Origin of the sequence: Streptomyces sp. NPDC020996, from assembly GCF_040641355.1 — a bacterium.
GTDB lineage: Bacteria > Actinomycetota > Actinomycetes > Streptomycetales > Streptomycetaceae > Streptomyces.
Genome location: NZ_JBFADM010000018.1, coordinates 58,559 through 77,248, shown reverse-complemented (window position 1 = coordinate 77,248; position 18,690 = coordinate 58,559). Strand labels below are relative to the sequence as shown.

The 18,690-nt window shown below is 67.9% G+C and carries 15 protein-coding genes; 10 read left to right on the top strand and 5 right to left on the bottom strand.

What is annotated here, in order from left to right:
- Nucleotides 1-162: 162 nt before the first annotated feature.
- Genes AB0G63_RS15735 through AB0G63_RS15720 form a run of 4 tightly spaced genes read left to right on the top strand, consistent with a single transcriptional unit; the run spans nucleotide 163 to nucleotide 11,937 of the window.
- On the top strand, nucleotides 163-4,923 hold the full coding sequence (locus AB0G63_RS15735; protein WP_360750110.1) for a DEAD/DEAH box helicase: 4,761 nt from the start codon (nucleotides 163-165) through the stop codon (nucleotides 4,921-4,923).
- Entirely contained in the window at nucleotides 4,920-6,824 is a 1,905-nt protein-coding gene (locus AB0G63_RS15730) for a UvrD-helicase domain-containing protein (protein ID WP_360750108.1), read from the top strand. The genes AB0G63_RS15735 and AB0G63_RS15730 overlap by 4 nt, the downstream gene beginning before the upstream one ends.
- Nucleotides 6,821-10,075 carry a helicase-related protein gene (locus AB0G63_RS15725; protein ID WP_360750106.1) on the top strand — a complete coding sequence of 1,085 codons (3,255 nt, stop codon included), beginning with the start codon at nucleotides 6,821-6,823 and terminating at the stop codon, nucleotides 10,073-10,075. Before AB0G63_RS15730 ends, AB0G63_RS15725 begins: the two co-directional genes overlap by 4 nt.
- Complete coding sequence (locus AB0G63_RS15720) at nucleotides 10,072-11,937, top strand: DUF1998 domain-containing protein (RefSeq protein WP_360750104.1); 1,866 nt, start codon at nucleotides 10,072-10,074, stop codon at nucleotides 11,935-11,937. The genes AB0G63_RS15725 and AB0G63_RS15720 overlap by 4 nt, the downstream gene beginning before the upstream one ends.
- A 105-nt stretch (nucleotides 11,938-12,042) precedes the next feature.
- On the opposite strand, the gene AB0G63_RS15715 is transcribed toward AB0G63_RS15720, so the two are convergent.
- The gene (locus tag AB0G63_RS15715; protein WP_360750102.1) at nucleotides 12,043-12,708 is read right to left on the bottom strand and encodes an ATP-binding protein; all 666 of its coding nucleotides are present in this window, start codon (nucleotides 12,706-12,708) and stop codon (nucleotides 12,043-12,045) included.
- 195 nt (nucleotides 12,709-12,903) lie between these two features.
- Here AB0G63_RS15715 and AB0G63_RS15710 point away from each other — a divergent pair, with 195 nt between their 5' ends.
- The 4 genes from AB0G63_RS15710 to AB0G63_RS15695 are packed head-to-tail and all read left to right on the top strand — an operon-like array spanning nucleotide 12,904 to nucleotide 14,590.
- Entirely contained in the window at nucleotides 12,904-13,752 is an 849-nt protein-coding gene (locus tag AB0G63_RS15710; protein WP_360750100.1) for a helix-turn-helix transcriptional regulator, read from the top strand.
- Nucleotides 13,749-13,967 carry a DUF397 domain-containing protein gene (locus AB0G63_RS15705; protein WP_360750098.1) on the top strand — a complete coding sequence of 73 codons (219 nt, stop codon included), beginning with the start codon at nucleotides 13,749-13,751 and terminating at the stop codon, nucleotides 13,965-13,967. Before AB0G63_RS15710 ends, AB0G63_RS15705 begins: the two co-directional genes overlap by 4 nt.
- 42 nt (nucleotides 13,968-14,009) lie before the next feature.
- A complete protein-coding gene (locus tag AB0G63_RS15700; protein ID WP_360750096.1) occupies nucleotides 14,010-14,306 on the top strand; it encodes a DUF6247 family protein in 297 nt (98 codons plus the stop codon).
- Complete coding sequence (locus AB0G63_RS15695; protein WP_360750095.1) at nucleotides 14,303-14,590, top strand: hypothetical protein; 288 nt, start codon at nucleotides 14,303-14,305, stop codon at nucleotides 14,588-14,590. The genes AB0G63_RS15700 and AB0G63_RS15695 overlap by 4 nt, the downstream gene beginning before the upstream one ends.
- Before the next feature lie 29 nt (nucleotides 14,591-14,619).
- Here AB0G63_RS15695 and AB0G63_RS15690 read toward each other — a convergent pair whose 3' ends face one another.
- Nucleotides 14,620-15,045 (bottom strand): MarR family winged helix-turn-helix transcriptional regulator, encoded by a 426-nt coding sequence (locus tag AB0G63_RS15690; RefSeq protein ID WP_360750092.1) that lies wholly within the window; start codon nucleotides 15,043-15,045, stop codon nucleotides 14,620-14,622.
- Nucleotides 15,046-15,108: 63 nt separating this feature from the next.
- Here AB0G63_RS15690 and AB0G63_RS15685 point away from each other — a divergent pair, with 63 nt between their 5' ends.
- Nucleotides 15,109-15,918, top strand: coding sequence for an alpha/beta hydrolase (locus AB0G63_RS15685; protein ID WP_360750089.1), 810 nt, complete (start codon nucleotides 15,109-15,111; stop codon nucleotides 15,916-15,918).
- On the opposite strand, the gene AB0G63_RS15680 is transcribed toward AB0G63_RS15685, so the two are convergent.
- The gene (locus AB0G63_RS15680; RefSeq protein ID WP_360750186.1) at nucleotides 15,870-16,259 is read right to left on the bottom strand and encodes a DUF2267 domain-containing protein; all 390 of its coding nucleotides are present in this window, start codon (nucleotides 16,257-16,259) and stop codon (nucleotides 15,870-15,872) included. The two genes, AB0G63_RS15685 and AB0G63_RS15680, sit on opposite strands and share 49 nt — an antisense overlap.
- A gap of 350 nt (nucleotides 16,260-16,609) precedes the next feature.
- Nucleotides 16,610-17,035, bottom strand: a complete 426-nt coding sequence (locus tag AB0G63_RS15675; protein ID WP_360750086.1) for an Hsp20/alpha crystallin family protein — start codon at nucleotides 17,033-17,035, stop codon at nucleotides 16,610-16,612.
- A gap of 178 nt (nucleotides 17,036-17,213) precedes the next feature.
- On the opposite strand from AB0G63_RS15675, the gene AB0G63_RS15670 reads away from it, so the two are divergent.
- Entirely contained in the window at nucleotides 17,214-17,516 is a 303-nt protein-coding gene (locus AB0G63_RS15670) for a hypothetical protein (protein ID WP_360750083.1), read from the top strand.
- A 61-nt stretch (nucleotides 17,517-17,577) separates the two neighbouring features.
- Here the strand turns inward: AB0G63_RS15670 and AB0G63_RS15665 are convergent, their stop codons facing one another.
- Nucleotides 17,578-18,591 carry a helix-turn-helix domain-containing protein gene (locus AB0G63_RS15665; protein ID WP_360750081.1) on the bottom strand — a complete coding sequence of 338 codons (1,014 nt, stop codon included), beginning with the start codon at nucleotides 18,589-18,591 and terminating at the stop codon, nucleotides 17,578-17,580.
- Nucleotides 18,592-18,690 lie beyond the last annotated feature (99 nt).

The following is an 18,690-nucleotide window of genomic DNA, read 5'->3' as shown; positions in this document are numbered from 1 at the left end:
TACACCTCTGACTCGTTTCACCAGCAGAAACACTCGGAAGGCGGCACGCACACCTCCCGGGCGCCACTTCGCACACCCATGGGCCGGCTGCCATGCAATCGGCAGCCGGCCCATCACAGGCACCTTCACCCGAACCATTAACATTTCAGGAGTGCTGGACCAGTGTCGTCTTCGTTCTCTCCGGTGATTCAAACCGTCATCGAGCAGTCTTCTCGGGTTCTGCAAACTTATGCCGTAGACCCCGGACTCGTAGCCGAGCACGCCAATGGAGAGCGACGTATCACTCAGGGCGGCTATGGAGATCGCCAACTCTTCGAACTCGTCCAGAACGCGGCCGACGAAATCGCCGACGAGCCTGGCGGTAGGGTTCACGTCGTCCTTACAGGAACTCATCTGTACTGCGCGAACGAAGGGAATCCCGTCACCCCTGAAGGTGCGGAAACCATTCTTCGAATGAGCATGTCGAAGAAGCGCGGAGGACAGATCGGAAGGTTCGGTGTAGGCGTCAAATCGGTGCTCGTGGTGACTGACGCTCCAGAATTTTTCAGCAGCACCGGAAGTTTCGGCTTCGATCGCTCCTGGTCGTACGAGCAAATCAAAAATGTGCCTGGCGTGGCCGCTCGGTACGGACCGGAATTTGACGCCCCTGTGCTGCGGATGGCCCGTCCTCTTGACATGCAGGCCGAGCGCGCCGCCGATCCCGTTCTGCACCAGCTCCTGACCTGGGCGACCACCGTCGTACGGCTGCCCTTGCTGCCGAAGGCGGACCGCCGGCTCAGCCTGGACATGCACGGCGGACGCACCAAGGAGCACGGTGAGCCCCGCGACGAGTTCCCCGTGGGCTTCCAACTCTTCTCGCCGCATGTCGCGAAAGTCATCCTCGAGGACCATCGTCATGTTCCCGCGGCTCGCCGAATCCTGACCACTCGACAGACCGGCGACCTCCACACCGTGACCGAGGAAAGGGCCGGGACGGTCGTCAGCCTCCGCTGGCGGGTGTTCACCACCACCCACACGCCCGGTCCGGCGGCCCGAGCGGACGCCGGCGAACTTCACGACAGGCTCTCGCTCGACCTTTCCTGGGCAGTCCCGGCCTTGGAGAAGCATCCCGAGACCGGCTTGTACGTCAATGCACGGACCCGTGGTCGCGGTAGGTTCTGGTCATTCTTCCCAACCAAGTACGAGATGTCGCTGAGCGGCATTCTCAACGGAGCATGGAAAACCAACGAAGACCGACAGAACCTCCTGGACTCGTCTCCTTTCAACCAGGAGATGATCAGAGTGTCGGCCAGACTGGTCGTCGACTCCCTCCCCGCCCTGGCGCCTGCCGAAGATCCGGCCGCCTACCTCCCACTGCTACCCGGCCGCGTCAAGGAAACGATCAGCTGGGCCGACGAGTTCCTGACCCGGGAGATCTGGGCCCGCACCGCAGACCGCCCGTCCTTGCCCGACCAGGACGGCATCCTGCGCGTCCCCACGGAACTGCGGATTCACCCCCGGCTGGACAGGGACCTGAAGAAACTGTCCAGTTGGCTGCGGATGTGGAACGAGTGCCCCGGGCGCCCCTCGAACTGGCTGCACCCGAGCGTCGAGGCGGACGCACTACGCTCGGGAAAGGTCGAGCACATTCTCGGCGCAGCCGGGCATGAGCGGACCGGTGTCCGCGAGTGGCTGGAGGCCCTCGTCGCGAGCGGCACCGCACAGGCATCGAAGACAGCCATTCGAATCCTCGCGGACATGATCGAGGCACAGTCCCCCTATGCCGAGGAGGCCCGCAAGGCTCACGTCGTGCTCACCGAGGAGCACGGTCTCGTCGCCCCCGTGCACGGCAAGGTGTTCCGCCGCGCCGACCAGGGCGGACTGCGCGAGGCCCTGGTGTACGTGGTCGACGAGCTTGCCCAGGATCCGTCGCTCGCTTACGCCCTCAACACCCTGGGCATCCGGGAGGCCGATGTCGAAGGTCGGTTCGTCAGCGTTCTCGATCAGGGCTTCGATCACTACAGCGACTCGGACTGGGAGCGGTTTTGGGAGCTGTTCCGTCAGGCGGGGGTCCGCCGGCTGGCCCACAAAGTCTTGGAGCGGGTGCCCACTCCGCGCTCGACGCTCCGGGTACGGACCGCCGACGGACGGTTCCGACCGGTCGAGGACTGCATGCTGCCGGGTGTCGTCGCCGACCCGAAGCGCGATCCGAAGATCGCCGTCGACATGGCATTCCACTCCGACGACACCCCGTTCTTCTCCCAGGTCGGCCTGCGGGAACGACCGTCCAGTGGGGTGCAGCCCCAGGCGGACGAGACATGGTTCGAGGAATACCGCCAAGCCGTCCACGCCGCCTACCTGCGGGGCCTGGACAGTCGCGCCCCGCGCCCGACATTGAACCGGATGAAGGTTGAGGGCGCCGCGATCGGTGGTTCGCTCCACCTCTTCCGTGGCCTCTCCGAGGAATCCCGTGCCGCCTACCTGAAGGTGCTGCCCGACGATGCCGTGGTGGACAACTGGACATGTCAGATCGGCGCACAGACCAGCACCCGCCAGGCGGTGGCCTCGCCGATCCGGTGGATGCTGAGGAAGTACGGCACTGTCGCCACCTCTCAGGGCATCAAGCCGCTGAAGGTGGCCGTCGGCCCCCAGCTTTCCGGCTACCGGGACGTTCTGCCGGTCGCCGACATCTCCCCCGAGAAGGCTCGCAGGCTGCGGCTGCCGACCACCGTCGACGAGGTTCCTGCCGACCGGTGGGACGCGCTCCTCGACGAGGTCACCCGCAGCGAGGACGACTCCTTCGTGGGCACCACCTACGTGATGCTGACCCGGTTCGGCGCGGACTTCCCCGAGGACTCCCTGACCCGTTGCCGGATAGGCGATGTCTGGGGCACCCGTCCCGACGACGAAATCACGATCGCCGTCGGAGCCGATCAGTACCGGGCGCTCCGCGCCGAGCAGCTCCCGGCACTCCTTGTACCGACCGCCGAGGATGCCGAGCTGATGATCGAGAAGTGGGGAATGCTCCGCTACTCCGACGTGATCAGCCGGGAGACCCGTGAAGTACCGGAGGGCGACTCGGTTCCTCTGGTCGAGCTGTTCCCTGCCCTGCGGCAGCGCCTCAACAGCGGACAGCGGAACAGCATGGTGCAAAGGTGCAGCGAACTGGAGGAGGTCACCCGTACACCCAACGGCGCACATGCCTCCCCTCTGGACGCCGTGCGCCAGGACAGCACCGTCAAGGTCCGCGTGCCTCTGGAGCGCGAGCCGATGCTGCGCCTGATCGACCGGGAACTCGGCCTCGGCCTGGGCGCGGCCGGTTGCCGCGCGGTGCTGGAGCACCAGGATCGCATGGCTCGGGACAGTGAGCTGAAAGCGGCACAGAAAGCAGTGCGCGAGGCCGGAGACGTGGTGACCAAGATCGAGCTGCTGATCGGTGCGGACGCGCTCCGGGCCGGCCTTCCCGAGGGTTTGATGGAGGCCGAGTTGCAGGCGACCGACGGTGTGGAGCCATCCGGGCGCCGGATCGCACAGATGGCGTTTAACGCGCATGGTGACGGAGTGCTCCAGCAGCACGCCCGGGACATCCAGGCACGCTTTCCCAACGCGCCTGTCGGGTATGGAGGTTCATCGGCAGCCATCGCGTTCGTCTCGGAACTGAAGCTCCCTGTCGCGTTCGCCGGTTCGAGGACTCCCTCCCCACCTCCGTTCGAAACCGTCGAGGGCCCTCGCGACTTCCCGCGTCTTCACGAGTACCAGGAGGACCTGGTCCGGAACATCTCCACGATGCTCGACCGGCTGGCTCCTCAGCGCGGCATGCTGTCGCTGCCGACCGGTGCCGGCAAGACCCGGGTCACCGCCGAGGCCGTGATCCGTTGGGTGAAGCGGGTCGGCGATCTCAAGGGTCCACTGCTGTGGATCGCCCAGACGGAAGAGTTGTGCGAACAAGCTGTTCAGAGCTGGAAGTTCGTCTGGAGCAAGGTGGGCGCCGAGTACCCGCTCACCATCAGTCGGCTGTGGAGTAGCAACGAGGTCGGTAACGTCATCGATAACCCGCACCTGGTGGTCGCCATCGATGCCAAACTGGAACGGTGCCTGGACACCGATCAGTACGCCTGGCTGCGCCAGGCCGCGCTGGTGATCGTGGATGAGGCGCACACCGCCATCTCCAAGCGGTACACCGAGATTCTGAGCCAGCTGGGACTCACCCAGTACGAGACCGGCCGGCACCTCCTCGGCCTGACCGCCACCCCGTTCCGGAACACCAATGAGGAGGAGACCCGCCGCCTGGTCAACCGCTTCGGCAACCGGCGACTCGATCAAGGAGTCTTCCCGTCAGGTGACCCGTATCGCGACCTCCAGGACTGGGGCATGCTCGCCCAGGTCGAGCACCGCACCCTTGAGGGCGGCCGTATCGAACTCACACGGGACGAGAAGACACACGCCGATCGGATGGCCGTGCTTTCCCGCTCCGCCGAACAACGACTCGCCGACGACCACGCACGCAGTCGTCGCATCGTCGACTCGGTGGCCGACCTGCCGTCCGACTGGCCGACGTTGCTCTTCGCCACCTCCGTCGACCATGCCAAATACCTGGCAGCCATGCTCAACGATCTGGGTATCCGGTCCGCCGCCGTGGATTCGACGACCAGCATGCAGGACCGGCGCACTCGCATCGAGAACTTCCGTAGCGGCCGCATCCAGGTCCTCACCAACTACGGTGTTCTCACCCAGGGATTCGACGCACCGGCCACGCGTGTCGTGGTCGTGGCGCGGCCCGTCTACAGCACCAACGTGTACCAGCAGATGATCGGTCGCGGACTGCGCGGACCACGGAACGGCGGCAAGGACAGCTGCCTGATCCTCAACGTCAGCGACAACATCGCCAACTTCGACACCCGCCTCGCCTTCACTCAGTTCGAGCACCTCTGGAGCCGTAAGTGACCGACGTCTACCAGGACAGCCCTCCGCTCACCGACGAGCAACTGGCCGTGGTCGAGCAGCCCTGGGATGCCCGCGTCCTGGTCACCGCGGGCGCCGGGGCGGGAAAGACTCACACCCTGGTGCGCCGGCTCGACGCGCTGTGCGGCCACGAGGACCCCGAACAGGCACTGGATGCGGCCGAGATCCTTGTTCTCACGTTCTCTCGGGCGGCCGCTCGAGAGCTGCGTGAACGGATCTCTCGACACGGGGAACGAGCCCACCGGGTACGCGCCCGCACCTTTGACGCGTGGGCCTACGAGGTGCTCCTCCAGGCACATCCGGACGGCGAGTGGGGAGCGGTCGGCTTCGACGAGCGGATCGCCGCGGCCACCCACGCGATCGAGAAGGGCGCGCTGGAGATCGGCGACGCGGTCCCACCGGCCCATGTTGTGATCGATGAGGTGCAGGACCTGCTGGGCGGGCGGCGCGAGCTGGTGGAGACGCTCCTCGACCGGTACCAGGACAGCTGCGGCTTCACCGTCGTCGGAGACGCCGCCCAGTCCGTGTACGGCTTCCAGATCGAGGACCTGGGCGAGCGCGCCGAGGAGACCGGCCGGTTCTTCGACTGGCTACGCTGCTCCTACCCCGACGACCTGGTCGAGCTGCGTCTCACGCGTAACTTTCGGGCCACCACCGCCGAGGCCCGGGTCGCACTGCCGCTCGGCCCCCCTCTCCAGCAACTGAGCGATCCGGACGAGGCGGGAACCCGCTACGACGAACTGCGCGACCTCCTCCTGGATCCGGCGAACGTCATGGGTGACCTCGACGACGAGTTCACCCTGGACGGACTGCGGGACCTCTCCGACACCTGCGCCGTGCTCACCCGTGACAACCAACAGGCCCTCGTGATCTCCGGCCTGCTGCACGCACATGGCATCGACCACCGGCTGCGGCGCCCACTTGAGGAGCGTCCGGTGCCTTACTGGGTGGCCGAGTTGCTGCGTCGCACGGAGGCGACCGGCCTCACCGAGGACCGGTTCCGTACTCTCCTCTCGGAGATCCCTCTTCCGTACGAACCGAACACGGCCGCCCTGTGGACGGTGCTGCGTCGGGTCGCGCGCGGAGCGGGGCGCGGCGTGCTCGATCTGGACCGGCTGCGCCGCGCGGTCGCCGACGGGAGGTTCCCTGACGAAGCGGCTGACCCGGAGACCGCCCGCATCGTCGTCTCGACGGTGCACCGTGCCAAGGGCCTGGAGTTCGACCGGGTGATCGTCCTGACACCACCGACCCTCGCCGACCTCCACAAGCGATACCAGGACGAACTGGACCTTCCCGTCGAAGCCCGAGCCCTGTACGTGGCGATGACACGCGCCCGCCAGGACCTGTACTACGTGGACCCTCCGCAACTGCCGCACTTCAAGCGGGCGGGCGGTCAACGCCACGGCCGTCGCTACCTCGGATCGTGGCGGTCGTACGACAGGTACGGGATCGTCGCCGAGGCGGGCGACGTGTGCCGGGACAATCCGCCCGGCCATCAGATCAACGCCGTAGCCACCCAGGCGTATCTCCTGGAACAGGTGCGTCCCGGCCAGGAGGTGCTGCTACGCAAACGCCACGACCTGCCGATGGGCGAGACGCAGAGCCCGCCGTACGCCCTGGTGCACGACGGCAAGGAGATCGGGGAGGCCTCGCAAGGGTTCCGCGAGGAACTGTTCAAGGTGCAGAAGGTGAACCGTACCTGGGACCCTTGGTGGCCCGACGAGATCCACGATCTGCGGATTGACACCCTGGAGACCGTGACGGGCAGCACCGCCGCCAGCGCGAACGCGGGCCTCGGGGAGCGAGGCGTGTGGATCGCCCCGCGGATCACCGGCATCGGCCGGTACCGGAGAGCCGACAACTACGAGGAGCAGCGCGCATGACGCAGGTGGCAGGCCGGCACTCCGAGCACTACCGGGTCCGGGACGAAGAGCTCCTGGTGGGGCTCCGCCGTGAACTCCTGGGCCCCGCTGATGACGCCGAGCCGGACGATCGGGGTGAGGTACTCACCCAGGACGCACCGATCGACCGCTACCTGACCGGCGTGCTGTATCCGCGTGCCGCGGACAGGGCCGCAAAGGAACGGAAGGACGAGGACGCCGCCGAGCAGGAAGGCCTGGACGCTGTCCCTCTCCTCACCCGCGACGACATAGAGGAGTCCGGCACCGCACAGGAGGTCGGCGCCGCGGGGGACAGGCGCCCCTCCTCGATGGGCCTCACCTTCGCGGTCCGCCCGACCATATGCAGTTCGATCGTGGTCTCGGCCCGCGCGGCCGTCTACGAACCCACCGACGCCGACGGCAGGCCCGTCCCGGCCCGCCGCGCCGAGGCTCGTACCACTGCCGACCAGCGGGAGCAGTGGCGGCGCAGGGAACTCGACCTCCCTGACCAGCCCATCGACGTGACTCGACCGGATCCGAAGAAGACGATCAAGCTCGCGCCGGAAGCCGCGTTGCACGTCAACGTCCGACGCGTCGATCCGGCCAACAACACGGTTACGGTCACGGTCACGCTGATCAATACGCAGAAAGTCGGCGAGCGGGATCTCCAGGACGCCTTCTCCCTGTTCCAGTGCGGTCTGACGGTCCGGGCCGCCGACGGCTCCACCGCGTTCGTCGAGCGTCCCGCTCCGGCCGCCGCACACGACCCGGAAATCGCCACGAGTCGGTTGCTCCACCGCCACGCCCCGACCTTCGCAGTCGGCCACGGCTGCGCCGCCGAGTGGGACTGGACACCGCAGCCGATCGGTATGACCGAGGCCGTACCCCCTGCCGTCCCCGAGGTGCGGAGCCAGTTCGTCCCCACCGTGGAGGTGCTGCTCACCGACTCCAACCCGGAGATCGACAGCTCGGCGCTGTCCATGCTGGGACTGGCCGAACAGTCCGATGCCGAGGTCTTTGCCGCTCTGGAAGGGCTGGCCACAGGGTACGAACGATGGATCGAACGTAAGTCGACCGAGGCTGATGCGCTGACGGGCACCATCCACGAGAAGCCCGCGCGGGACCAGGTGAGCGCCTGCCGCGAGGCACTCGACCGCATCCGTGAAGGCATCGAGCTGCTGCGGACCAAGCCCGATCTCATGCGGGCTTTCCGCCTCGCCAACCGCGCCATGGCGGACCAGCGCGCCCGTAGCAAGTGGGTGAAGGACGGACGCGTCGGCGCCCCCGCCCCGGCCGCCGGCCGCTGGCGCCCCTTCCAGATCGCGTTCTTGCTGCTCTGCCTGGCCGGCATCGACGACCGTGAGCACCGTGATCGGCAGGTGTCGGACCTGCTGTGGTTCCCCACCGGTGGCGGCAAGACGGAGGCGTACCTCGGATTGATCGCCCTCACGTCGTTTCTGCGTCGCATCCGCAAGGGTGCGGACGGCGGCGGGGTCACCGTCCTCATGCGGTACACGCTGCGGCTGCTCACCCTCCAGCAGTTCGAGCGGGCGGCGATCCTGCTGTGTGCCATGGAGGGCATGCGACGCCGGACGCCCGAGTTGGGCCATGAGGAGTTCTCCGTCGGGATGTGGGTGGGACGTTCGGCCACTCCCAACACGCTGGCCGCGGCCGGCCTGAGGCTCGACGAGCTGCGGAGGAACCTCGACAAGCGCCTGGCCACGGAGAACCCCGTCCAGTTGCACGCCTGCCCCTGGTGCGGGACCCGCCTCGACGCACGGAACTACGAAGTCGACGAGGACGCCAAGCGGATGCGCGTCCGATGCCCCGGCGAGAGCTGCGACTTCGCCGACGGCCTGCCCGTCCACCTGATCGACGAGGCGGTGTACGACGCGCGACCGACCCTGGTGATCGCGACCGTGGACAAGTTCGCGTCGATGCCGTGGCGTCCGGCGACGTCAGCCCTCTTCAACCGCGACGACCCGGACGACGCCACCCCGCCCCCGGACCTGATCGTCCAGGACGAACTCCACCTGATCTCGGGTCCGTTGGGGACCCTCACCGGCCTGTACGAGACCGCCGTGGACGCCCTCGCCGACCAGCCCAAGGTGATCGCCTCCACAGCGACTATCCGTCGCGCCGCCGACCAGGGGCGCCACCTCTTCGCTCGCGAAGTACGGCAGTTCCCGCCCGCCGGTCTGGATGCCCGCGACTCGTGGTTCGCCGTGGAGACACCGCGCGAGGAAAAGGCCAGCCGACGCTACGTCGGCCTCCTGGCCCCTGGCACCAGTCAGTCCACCCTGTTGATCCGCACGTACGCGACGCTTCTGCACCGGGCCAAGCACGCGAAGACCAAGGACGAGGTACGTGACGCGTACTGGAGTCTCGTCGGCTACTTCAACAGTCTCCGGCTGCTGTCCGCGGCAGAACTCCAGGTCCATGACGACGTGGTGGCCTATCTGGAGCTGCTCGCCGCGCGCGAGGGGGTGGAGGTCCGCTCGGTCGCCAACTACTCGGAGCTGACGAGCCGTATCGACGCCAGCGAGATCCCCACCCGACTCAAGGGCATCGAGAAGCGGCTACCGGACGAGGACACCGTGGACGTCCTCCTGGCCACCAACATGATCGCGGTCGGCGTCGACGTGGACCGCCTCGGCCTCATGGCCGTGATGGGCCAGCCACAGACGACCGCCGAGTACATCCAGGCGACCAGCCGAGTCGGCCGCGCACACCCCGGCCTGGTCGCCGTCATGCTCAACTCGACTCGGTCCCGCGACCGTTCCCACTACGAGAGCTTCCAGCATTTCCACTCGGCCCTGTACCGCGAGGTCGAGTCCACCTCCGTCACACCGTTCTCCGCCCGCGCCCGCGACCGGGGTCTGCACGCGGTGATCGTCGCCCTCGCCCGCATCATGATCCCCGCCGCCCGACCCAACGAGGGCGCCAGCCAGGTCGAGTCCTATGAACACGTGCTCCGGGAGCGCATCAAGTCGATCCTCCTGGAGCGCGTCGAAGCGGTCACCCCGGAGGAGACCGACGCCGTCTCCCGCGCCTTCGACGAGTTCGTCGACTGGTGGTGCGAGGAAGCCGACATCCATAGCGGCCTGCTGTTCGAACCTCAGAGAGGCCGTCGTACCCCTTCGCTCCTGAAGGCCTACGACGACGAGGCCGAGGACACCACTGCATGGTCCACGTTGTGGAGCCTGCGCGACGTCGACGCCGAGACCGCCCTTTTCCAGGAGGGAACCCGATGACCCCGCCTCCCGCCCGCCGTCGCCGGACCGGCGCGAACGGCGCCGCACCCGCCCACAACCTTCCGCGACGTGGTGCGGTCCGCCGTGCCCAAGCGATCACCACGTACGGCGTCGGGTCGCTCATCGCCGTCGATCACGAGTCCTTCATCGTTTCGGGGCTCGACGAGGCTGAACAGATCTGGAGCCGTGATGAGTCCCCTCAGATCTATGAGCGCCGCCTGGCTCGGCTGCTCGACGTCGACTACTTCCGGCTGCCGCCCGCTTCCGACGACACCAGCAAGGATGGTCTCCGGGTCCGACGATTCCCCTTGATGCACTCCTGCCCCGATTGCAACGACCTGCAGCGCCACCGCGACTTCAATCCGCCCGCCGGTAAAAGCGTCTGTGGCACCTGTGAGGCCGACCTGGTCCCCTCCCGTTTCGTCGTCGCCTGCAAGGACGGACACCTCGGCGAGTTCCCCTACTGGCAGTGGGTGCACCGCTCGAAAGAGCGCGGTGCCTCAACGGCCGGCCAGTGCGGGGGGAAGCTCAAGCTGCGCACGTCCGGGCACACTGCGTCGCTCCGCTCCATCCTCGTCTCGTGCACCTGCGGGCACGCTCCCGAGGTCTCGATGGAGGGCTCCTTCCGCAGGAACGCGCTCAAGGACCTGGGCCTCAAGTGCCGAGGCCCCCGCCCGTGGCTCGGTGCGTCCGCCACCGCTAAAGATTGCGGACTCCCCCTGCGCACGCTTCAGCGCGGTTCTTCGGCGGTGTGGCAGCCGGTGCTGAAGTCTGCGCTCTCCATCCCGCCGTGGAGCGACGGTCGCGCGGATCCGCTCGCCGAACACTGGGACACGCTTCGTCAGTACGACGAGCCTGCGCACGTCGAGATATATCTCAGAGGTGCTTTCAAGGGAAAGTGTCCGATATCGCTGGAGGAGGTGATGACGCTACTCGCCGCAGAACGCGAGGAAGACCCCGACAGCGAGACGGCTCCCACCTTCGACCACCGCTACCGCGCCCTGCGTAACAAGGAGTACGAGCGTCTTCGCTCGGGCAACGACGAGAGCGAGCACGCCCGCGACGAGCAGTTCGTCTGCGAGACTCCGCTGGGCGACCAGAGCGTGCTCGATCCGCTCGGCGTCACCGGCCCGATGCTGGTCAAGAAGCTCCGCGAGGTGCGCGCCTTGAAGGCGTTCACCCGGCTCACAGACGCCGAGTCGACGACCGACTCCAAGGAGATGCCGCTGTCCGAGCATCCCTTGCGCTGGCTCCCGGCCATGGAGGTGCGGGGCGAGGGCGTCTTCCTCCGCCTGGACGAGGACCGACTCGACGCCTGGGAGAAGGCCCTGGCAGTGGGAGCCCGGGTCGAACGGATGCGTACCGCCCACCAGCGAGTGCTGGAGCAGAGGGCCGACGACCCGAGTCTGGTCGTCCCCTCCCCTGCCACCCCTCGCATGGTGCTGCTGCACACGCTGGCCCACGTTCTCATCAACGAGTGGAGCCTGGAGGCGGGCTATCCGGCTGCGGCCCTGCGCGAGCGCCTTTACGCCGCCGACGACATGGCCGGGGTCCTCGTCTACACCGCGACGAGCGACTCGGCGGGCAGTCTGGGTGGTCTGGTCGCTCAAGGTGAACCGGAGCTTCTCGATCGTACGGTCCGTTCCGCCCTCCGGCGTGCAGAGTGGTGTTCCTCAGACCCGCTCTGCATAGAAACCGAAGCGTCCGGCGCCGGCGGAATCAACCTGGCGGCCTGCCACGCGTGCGTGATGCTTCCGGAGACCAGCTGCGAGCACAACAACATCCTGCTTGACCGTGCCCTGTTGATCGGCACTCCGGACGATCCCGACCTGGGCTTCTTCGCCAACGCACTGGAACCGTGACACACGGATGGCTGTGCGGCGTCGGGGGCATCGACGCCTTGTGCCACCGACGCGTGCAGAAGGTGAGACCGGCACGGTGGCTGACGCTCCGTGCCGGTCTCTTCCTCATCCCCGTGGACCACCGCTGCCGGCGCTCTGCATCTCGAAGTGTGTCTGCGCCCGGTCCAGTACCTCGTCGGGGTCGCAGCCGTGGGCCCGGAGCCAGTGAAGGAAGTCCGTGATGACCGTGATCACCGACTCCTCGGCCACTGCCCTCCCTAGTCGTCCCGGGCCGGGCCGGAAGGGGGGTTTGGCACCAGCGTAGAACTCCAACAACGCCTCGGCACGCTGCACGCCGGGGCCTGCCACGTGGCCGTTCGGCGATGTGAGACCCGTTGCGAGTTCGCACCACGTGGCTTTCCCATCGGGGCGGAGTTGCACGCCCCAGCGGTCGGCGAGGGCGTCGACGAGGGCCATGCCTCGCCCGCCCTCCGAGTCGGCGTTCGCGTTCAGGAGGGTGGGCAGGGCGCGCGTATCGGGATCGTGGACCTCGATGCGCAGATGCACTCCGCTCATCGAGACTGCGAGCGTGGCCGGTGTGCCGGGGCCGACGTGCGTGATGACGTTGGACGCCAACTCGCTGACGCAGAGCTGGGCTTCGTCGGTGATCTCGTGCAGACCCCAGATGCCCAGGTGCAGGCGCATGGCCCGACGCAGGGCGGCCACCTCTGTCGGCTCGGCCGTGAAGCAAAGGTCCCAGGGTTCGCGTGTCACACATGCTTCCTGATCCACGAAATCTCCTCTCGTTACGGCGAAGCCCGCGAGCGACCCACTGTTACCGGCTCTCACGGTGGGTTGCCTCGCCATCAGAGTGCGTGGTGCGTATGCCCTCGTGCAATTTGCAGCGCGAGATTCCCACTTCTGAGTGATTGGCAAGCACACCCCTTGGCGCAAGACTGAACACCCGCTATCCGAAACGGGGTTGATATGGCTGGATCACCGACGGCACGCCGTCGCCGTCTCTCGTTCGAGCTGAAGAAGCTCCGGGAGCAGAGCGCGCTCACCTGCGCGCAGGTCGGCGAGGCCCTGGACTGGAGCGGCTCGAAGGTCAACCGCATGGAAACGGGAAGCGGCCGGGTCCAGCCGTCCGACATCGAGGCCCTGTGCCGGTTCTACGGCACCAGTGAGGAGCTGCGCGAGTTCCTGAAGTCGTTGGCCCGGGAGGCCAAGACACGCGGCTGGTGGCAGGTGCACGGAGCCGGAATTCCAGAGTGGTTCAACATCTACATCGGCCTGGAACAGGATGCATCGACGGTGCGTCAGTATCAGTGCGAGGTGATCCCCGGCCTCATGCAGACGAAGGCCTATGCCAGCGAACTCCACAGGTCGGGCGCTCACATGACCGCCGCGGACATCGAGAGAGCCGTACATGTACGGATGGAACGCCAGGCCATGCTGACTCGTCCCGATGCGCCTGATGCATGGTTCGTCGTGAATGAGGGTGCTCTTCGCAATGTCATCGGGGACCGCAGTCAGATGCGAGAGCAACTCGAGCGCGTCCTGGAGTCCGCCGAGTTGCCGACCGTGACCTTGCAGGTACTCCCCTTCGACTCGGGCACCTATCCAGCCACAGGGACGTTCACCGTGCTCGGATTTCCCGCCCCGGAGGATCCCGATCTTGTATACCGAGACGGCATTACTGACGCCGTGTATCTGGAAGGCGAGCATCACGTCCGTGAGTACACCAAGGCATTCGACGGCCTGCGGGCAGCGGCTCTGAGTCCTCAGCGCTCAGCACTATTGGTCGAGTCGATCTTGAAGGAGTATGCAAGGTGAGCACTACAGCGCCCAAGGGCGCCGGACGTCCGGTCTGGTTCAGATCCTCGTACAGCAACGGCGCGGGAGGGGAGTGCGTCGAGTGTGCGCTGGATGATGACAGTGCTCTGGTACGCGACTCAAAGAACACGGAGAAGCCCGCGATCACTATCGGTGGCGACGCCTGGCGACTCTTCTTGCAGCACATGACACAGACGCGACACCCGCACTTGTAGGACACTCCCCTCAGTACAGAGGACATCGAGGAGCAGACCAAAGTGAGCGCACAACATTCGGAGCCACCAGTCTCTGCGTCGCTGCCCTTGCGGACCATCGGCGACATTCGAGCCGCCCTGCGTTCGGGCCACGGCTTCCCAGGGGACCGGGAATCCTTCGAAGCGGACCTTCAGCGAGCACTGGAGGCGTCGTCGGAGACGGACCTCAACGCCGTCGCCGCCGTGATCGTCGACTACCGCGGCAGGATCCGTCTCTACCAGGACCCCGACTTCGACATCGCAGTGCAGGAAGGTGTCGACTTCACGGCCCGACTGAAGCGGGAGAACCAGAGCCAGTGAGCGGTGTGATCGCAGCCGTCACAGGACGGGTCGCCCAGCGGGCGAAAGGGCTCGGCGCCGAGGAGGCGCTGGAAGCGCTACGGCAAGAGCTGGAGCGCGCGCCTCGGCTCGGGGTACTCCTCGGACTGCCGCAGCACGACGGCACGGAGGTGCGCAAGACGAGGATCGAGCCCCGAGCTGACGTACCCGGCCTCGCGGTGGCGTACGTGTACACGCCGTCGCCGCCACCTCCCACAGTGGCCATCGTCGCTGTGACACCGGACGACGGCATCCACTCCGAGTAGCGGTGAATGGAGAGAAGCGCAGGCGAGGGTCAAGTGACCTCGCCCCCGTTCAGCCGCTCCAGCAATCCCAGCAGAACCCCCCGCTCCTCCTCCCCCAGTGGCGCGAAGCATTCCGTCAGGACGGCGTCAGCCACTCGGTGGCCCGCTTCCAGGGTCCGCTCGCCCTCCGGGGTGAGGTGGTGGGCGAGGCGGCGGCCTCGGTCCGGGCGGCGTTCGACCAGGCCCTGGGCGACCAGGCGGCTCACCAGGGTGCCGAAGGCCTGCTCGGTCTGGAAGGTGGCCGGCGCCAGTTCGCGGGCCGACGCGCCGGGGGTGCGGGCGATCGCGCGCAGGGCGTCCCACTGGGCCAGGGTCGTGCCGACCGCGGCCAGCGCGCCGTCCAGCGCCCGGTGCTGGCGGTACTGGGCCTGCTTGACCGCCCGGCCGAGGAGTTGAAGTCGCTGGTCAACGTGCATGAGGGCAAGGATAGCAAGGGACTAAGCTAGCTTATATAAGCATCCTTAGTTACAGTGCTGCGCATGCCTGCCGAACAGATCTGCCACGTGTACGACGACCTTCCCCTGCGCATCTCCGAGGACGGCCCCGCGAACGGCCGGCCCGTGCTCGTCCTGCACGGCGGCGGGCCCGCGACCGTCGCCGGGCTCGCCGGGCACCTCGCCCGTACCGGTCGCACCCTCACCCCCGTGCACCCGGGCTGGGACGGCAACCCGCGCCCCGACTGGTGCACCGGCGTCGACGATCTCGCCCTCGCCTACCTCCACCTCCTCCACGACCGCGGGCTCACCGACGTCCTCGTGGTCGGCTCCTCGCTCGGCGGCTGGATCGCCGCCGAGATGGCCGTACGCGACATGGCCGGCATCGTCGGCGGGCTGGTGCTGATCAACGCCGTGGGCGTGCGCGTCGAGGCCGAGCCGATCACCGACTTCTTCGCGCTCGACCCCCGCGCCGCCGCCGAGCACTCCTGGCACGAGCCCGACCGGTACTACGTCGATCCCGCCGGCCTGCCCGCCGAGGAACTCTCCCGCCGCCAGGGCAACATGGCCACGATGCGGATCCTGGCCGGGGAGCCGTACATGCACGATCCGAAGCTGCTGCGGCGGCTGGCGCGGGTGCGGCGGCCCGCTCTGCTGGTGTGGGGCGAGAGCGACCGGATCGTCACGCCCGCGTACGGGGCGGCGTACGCGGCGGCCTTCGGCGACGGCCGGCTGGAGACCGTCGCGAAGGCGGGCCACCTTCCGCACATCGAGCAGCCGGAGGCCGTCTTCGGCCTCATCGACGCCTACGCCGTCGGCGGGCCCAGCTCCGCGCGGCCGAACAACAGGGCGTAGCCCGGAGGCAGTTGGGTCAGGACGCGGTCGATCAGGTCGTCGTCGGCGACGAGGCCGGGCAGGACGCCCAGGACCGAGCTGACGTCCCAGCGGGCCGTAGCGGGGGTGGCTCCCTCGATGCGGGCCGCCACCGCGTCGACGAACTCCTGGGCCGTCAGCGGGCGTGTGACCGGGATCTGGGAGGCGACCAGGCGCGCCGCCTCCTCGGGCAGAGCACGGGCGAGGTCGACCCGTTCGTCGCCGACCACGTGTCCGCCGAGGGCCGACAGGACGATACGGGTGACGCGTTCGGCCTCCGCCCGGGTGGTGTACTGACCGGCTTCCCGTACCTCCTCCACCAGGTCGTCCCATTCGGCTCTCGGGCCGGATACCGATCCCGAGACCGATACCGATACGGGTGCGGGTGCGGGTGCGGGCCGTGGGCTCAGCAGGGTCGTCTTCAGGGTGGCCTTCGGGGCGGTCGGCGCGCTCGTCGTCGCCGTCGCCGTCGCGGTCGTCGTCGTCGACATCGGGGTCGTCAGCGGCACCGTCACGCTCGGTACCGTCGTCGCCGTCATGTGTGGGCTCCTCCTCCGGATTCACGCAGAGGTGTGCCGCGTCCCGCAGGCGGACGCGCTGCCTGCGGGACGCTTGTCGCGGTTTCGTGTTTCTCGGTTTCGTGGAGTCTCGGTCTCTTGGTGTCGGGGATACGTCAGCCGCTGATCTGCCTGGGGCGGTCGCTGCCGCCCGTGATCTGGATGCGGCGGGGCTTGGCCTGTTCGGCCACGGGGATGCGCAGCGTCAGGACGCCGGCCTCGTACGAGGCGTCGATGCGTTCGGTGTCGAGCGTGTCGCCGAGGAACAGCTGGCGGGTGAAGGAACCCGTGGGGCGTTCGGCGACGATCAGTTCCGCGCCCTCCGGGGCGGGGGACTTGCGCTCGGCGCGGACGTTCAGCACGTTGCGTTCGACGTCCAGCTCGATCGACTCGGGGTCGATGCCGGGAAGGTCGAAGTGGACGATGAAGTCGTCGCCGGCCCGGTAGGCGTCCATCGCCATCGCGGCGGGACGGGCGGTCGAGCCGAAGACCTGCTGCGCGACTCGGTCGAATTCACGGAACGGGTCCGTGCGCATGAGCATCACGGGTCACTCCTCTCCTCAGGCGCTCTCAGTGCGATGCCCTACGACTTCTTATATAGCCCTCAAGAGGAAAGTTGACAACTCCCGACTCAGGTTCGGGGCCTTCGGAGTTGCCGGAGTTAGCCTCGGGCACATCAGTCACACTCGAAGCGGCAGCGGCAGGAGGCAGACGATGGCCATGGCCAAGGTTCCCGGTGCGGTGATCGCCGCGAGCGGACTCGTCGGCGGCTACGGCGTGGCCCGCTGGACCGGCAGGCGCCCGCTCGGCGGGGCCGTGCTGGCCGTCGCGGGGGCCGCCGCCGCGCAGCAGTGGCGGCAGCGGGCCGGCGGGAAGGCCGCGGGGGCGCTGTCGGCGGCGTACGTCGCCGCCTTCGTGGGCTCCCACCCGCTGGCCAAGAAGGTGGGCGCCTGGCCCGCCGTGTTCGGCGTCGCGGGCGCCGTGGCCCTCGCTTCCTGGGCGGTCGCCGACCGCCGGGGCTGAAACCCCGGCACGGTGACCGTGGCGGGCCGCACTTGGTGACCGGAGCCGACGAGAGCGTGCCTCATGGGGCAGGCGGCTGTCGGGGGCCGGGGCGATCCGGCCGAGCACCGGCCAGAAGCGCGGCACCCAGCGGTGTGAGGGTGTGCAGGACGATGTTGGCGTGGCGATCGCTGTTGATCAGTCCGGCCTCGCGCAGCGCGGCGGTGTGGTGGGTCGCGGTCGCGGTCGAGACCCCGGCGCGCCGGGCGGCTTCGGTGGTGCTGGCTCCGGTGACGGTCGCCTGCAGGACGGCGGCTCGCGTACGGCCCAGCAGGGCGTGCAGCGGCTGCCTGCCGGCGGCCGGTGCCGAGGCGGCCGGGGCGTGGTGGAGGGGATAGAGGATCACGGGTCGCAGCCGGGGGTCCGCCAGGGTGATGGGGTCCTGCCAGCAGAAGTAGGAGGGGATGAGGAGGAGTCCCCTCCCGTCGAGGTGGATGTCACGCCTCTCCGGGTAGGTGGGGATCTCCAGTACGGGATGGCGCCAGCGGATGGTCGGGGCGAGGTCGCCGAGCATGCCTTCGACGCCGAGGTCGAGCAGGGACCGGGCGTGGCGGATTCGTTCTGCTTGCAGGCGTTCGCCGATGTGGTCCTCATGGGGGGCGATCACGGTTCGGTGGTAGTCGCGCAGCGCCTGGACGAGACGGCCGCGCATGTCGCGCTCGTTCAGGCGGGATACCCAGCGGGGGGACGGAATCGTCCGGGCGAGTCTGGTCGTCTCCAGGGTCACCTGTCGGCGGGGGGCGGCGAGCACGGCGTGCAGACCGGCGTCCAGCCCTTCGGCGCCCTCCGTCGGGGTGAGGAAGTCGGGGAAGTAGCTCGTGCGCGGGAAGAGAGGCAGGAGCATGCCCCGCAGCACGCGGTCGAGACCGGCCTCCCGAAGCCGGACGCGAGCGGTCCGGTACCAGTGCGCGTAGGCCCAGCGTCCCTCCCGGGTCTGGAATCGGTGCAGGCTGGCGGCTATCTCCCACAACGGGTGCGGTGCCGTGGCGACGCGGGTTCTCGCCAGGTCCCCAGCCGTGAAATGGATGCGGAGCATCCGGTCCCCCTCGGCTCTCCTACCTGCGGCTCTTCACCTGATTCGAATGACAGTGACATGGCTGCCGCATGCGCAGAAGCTGATATCGGGCCTATCCGG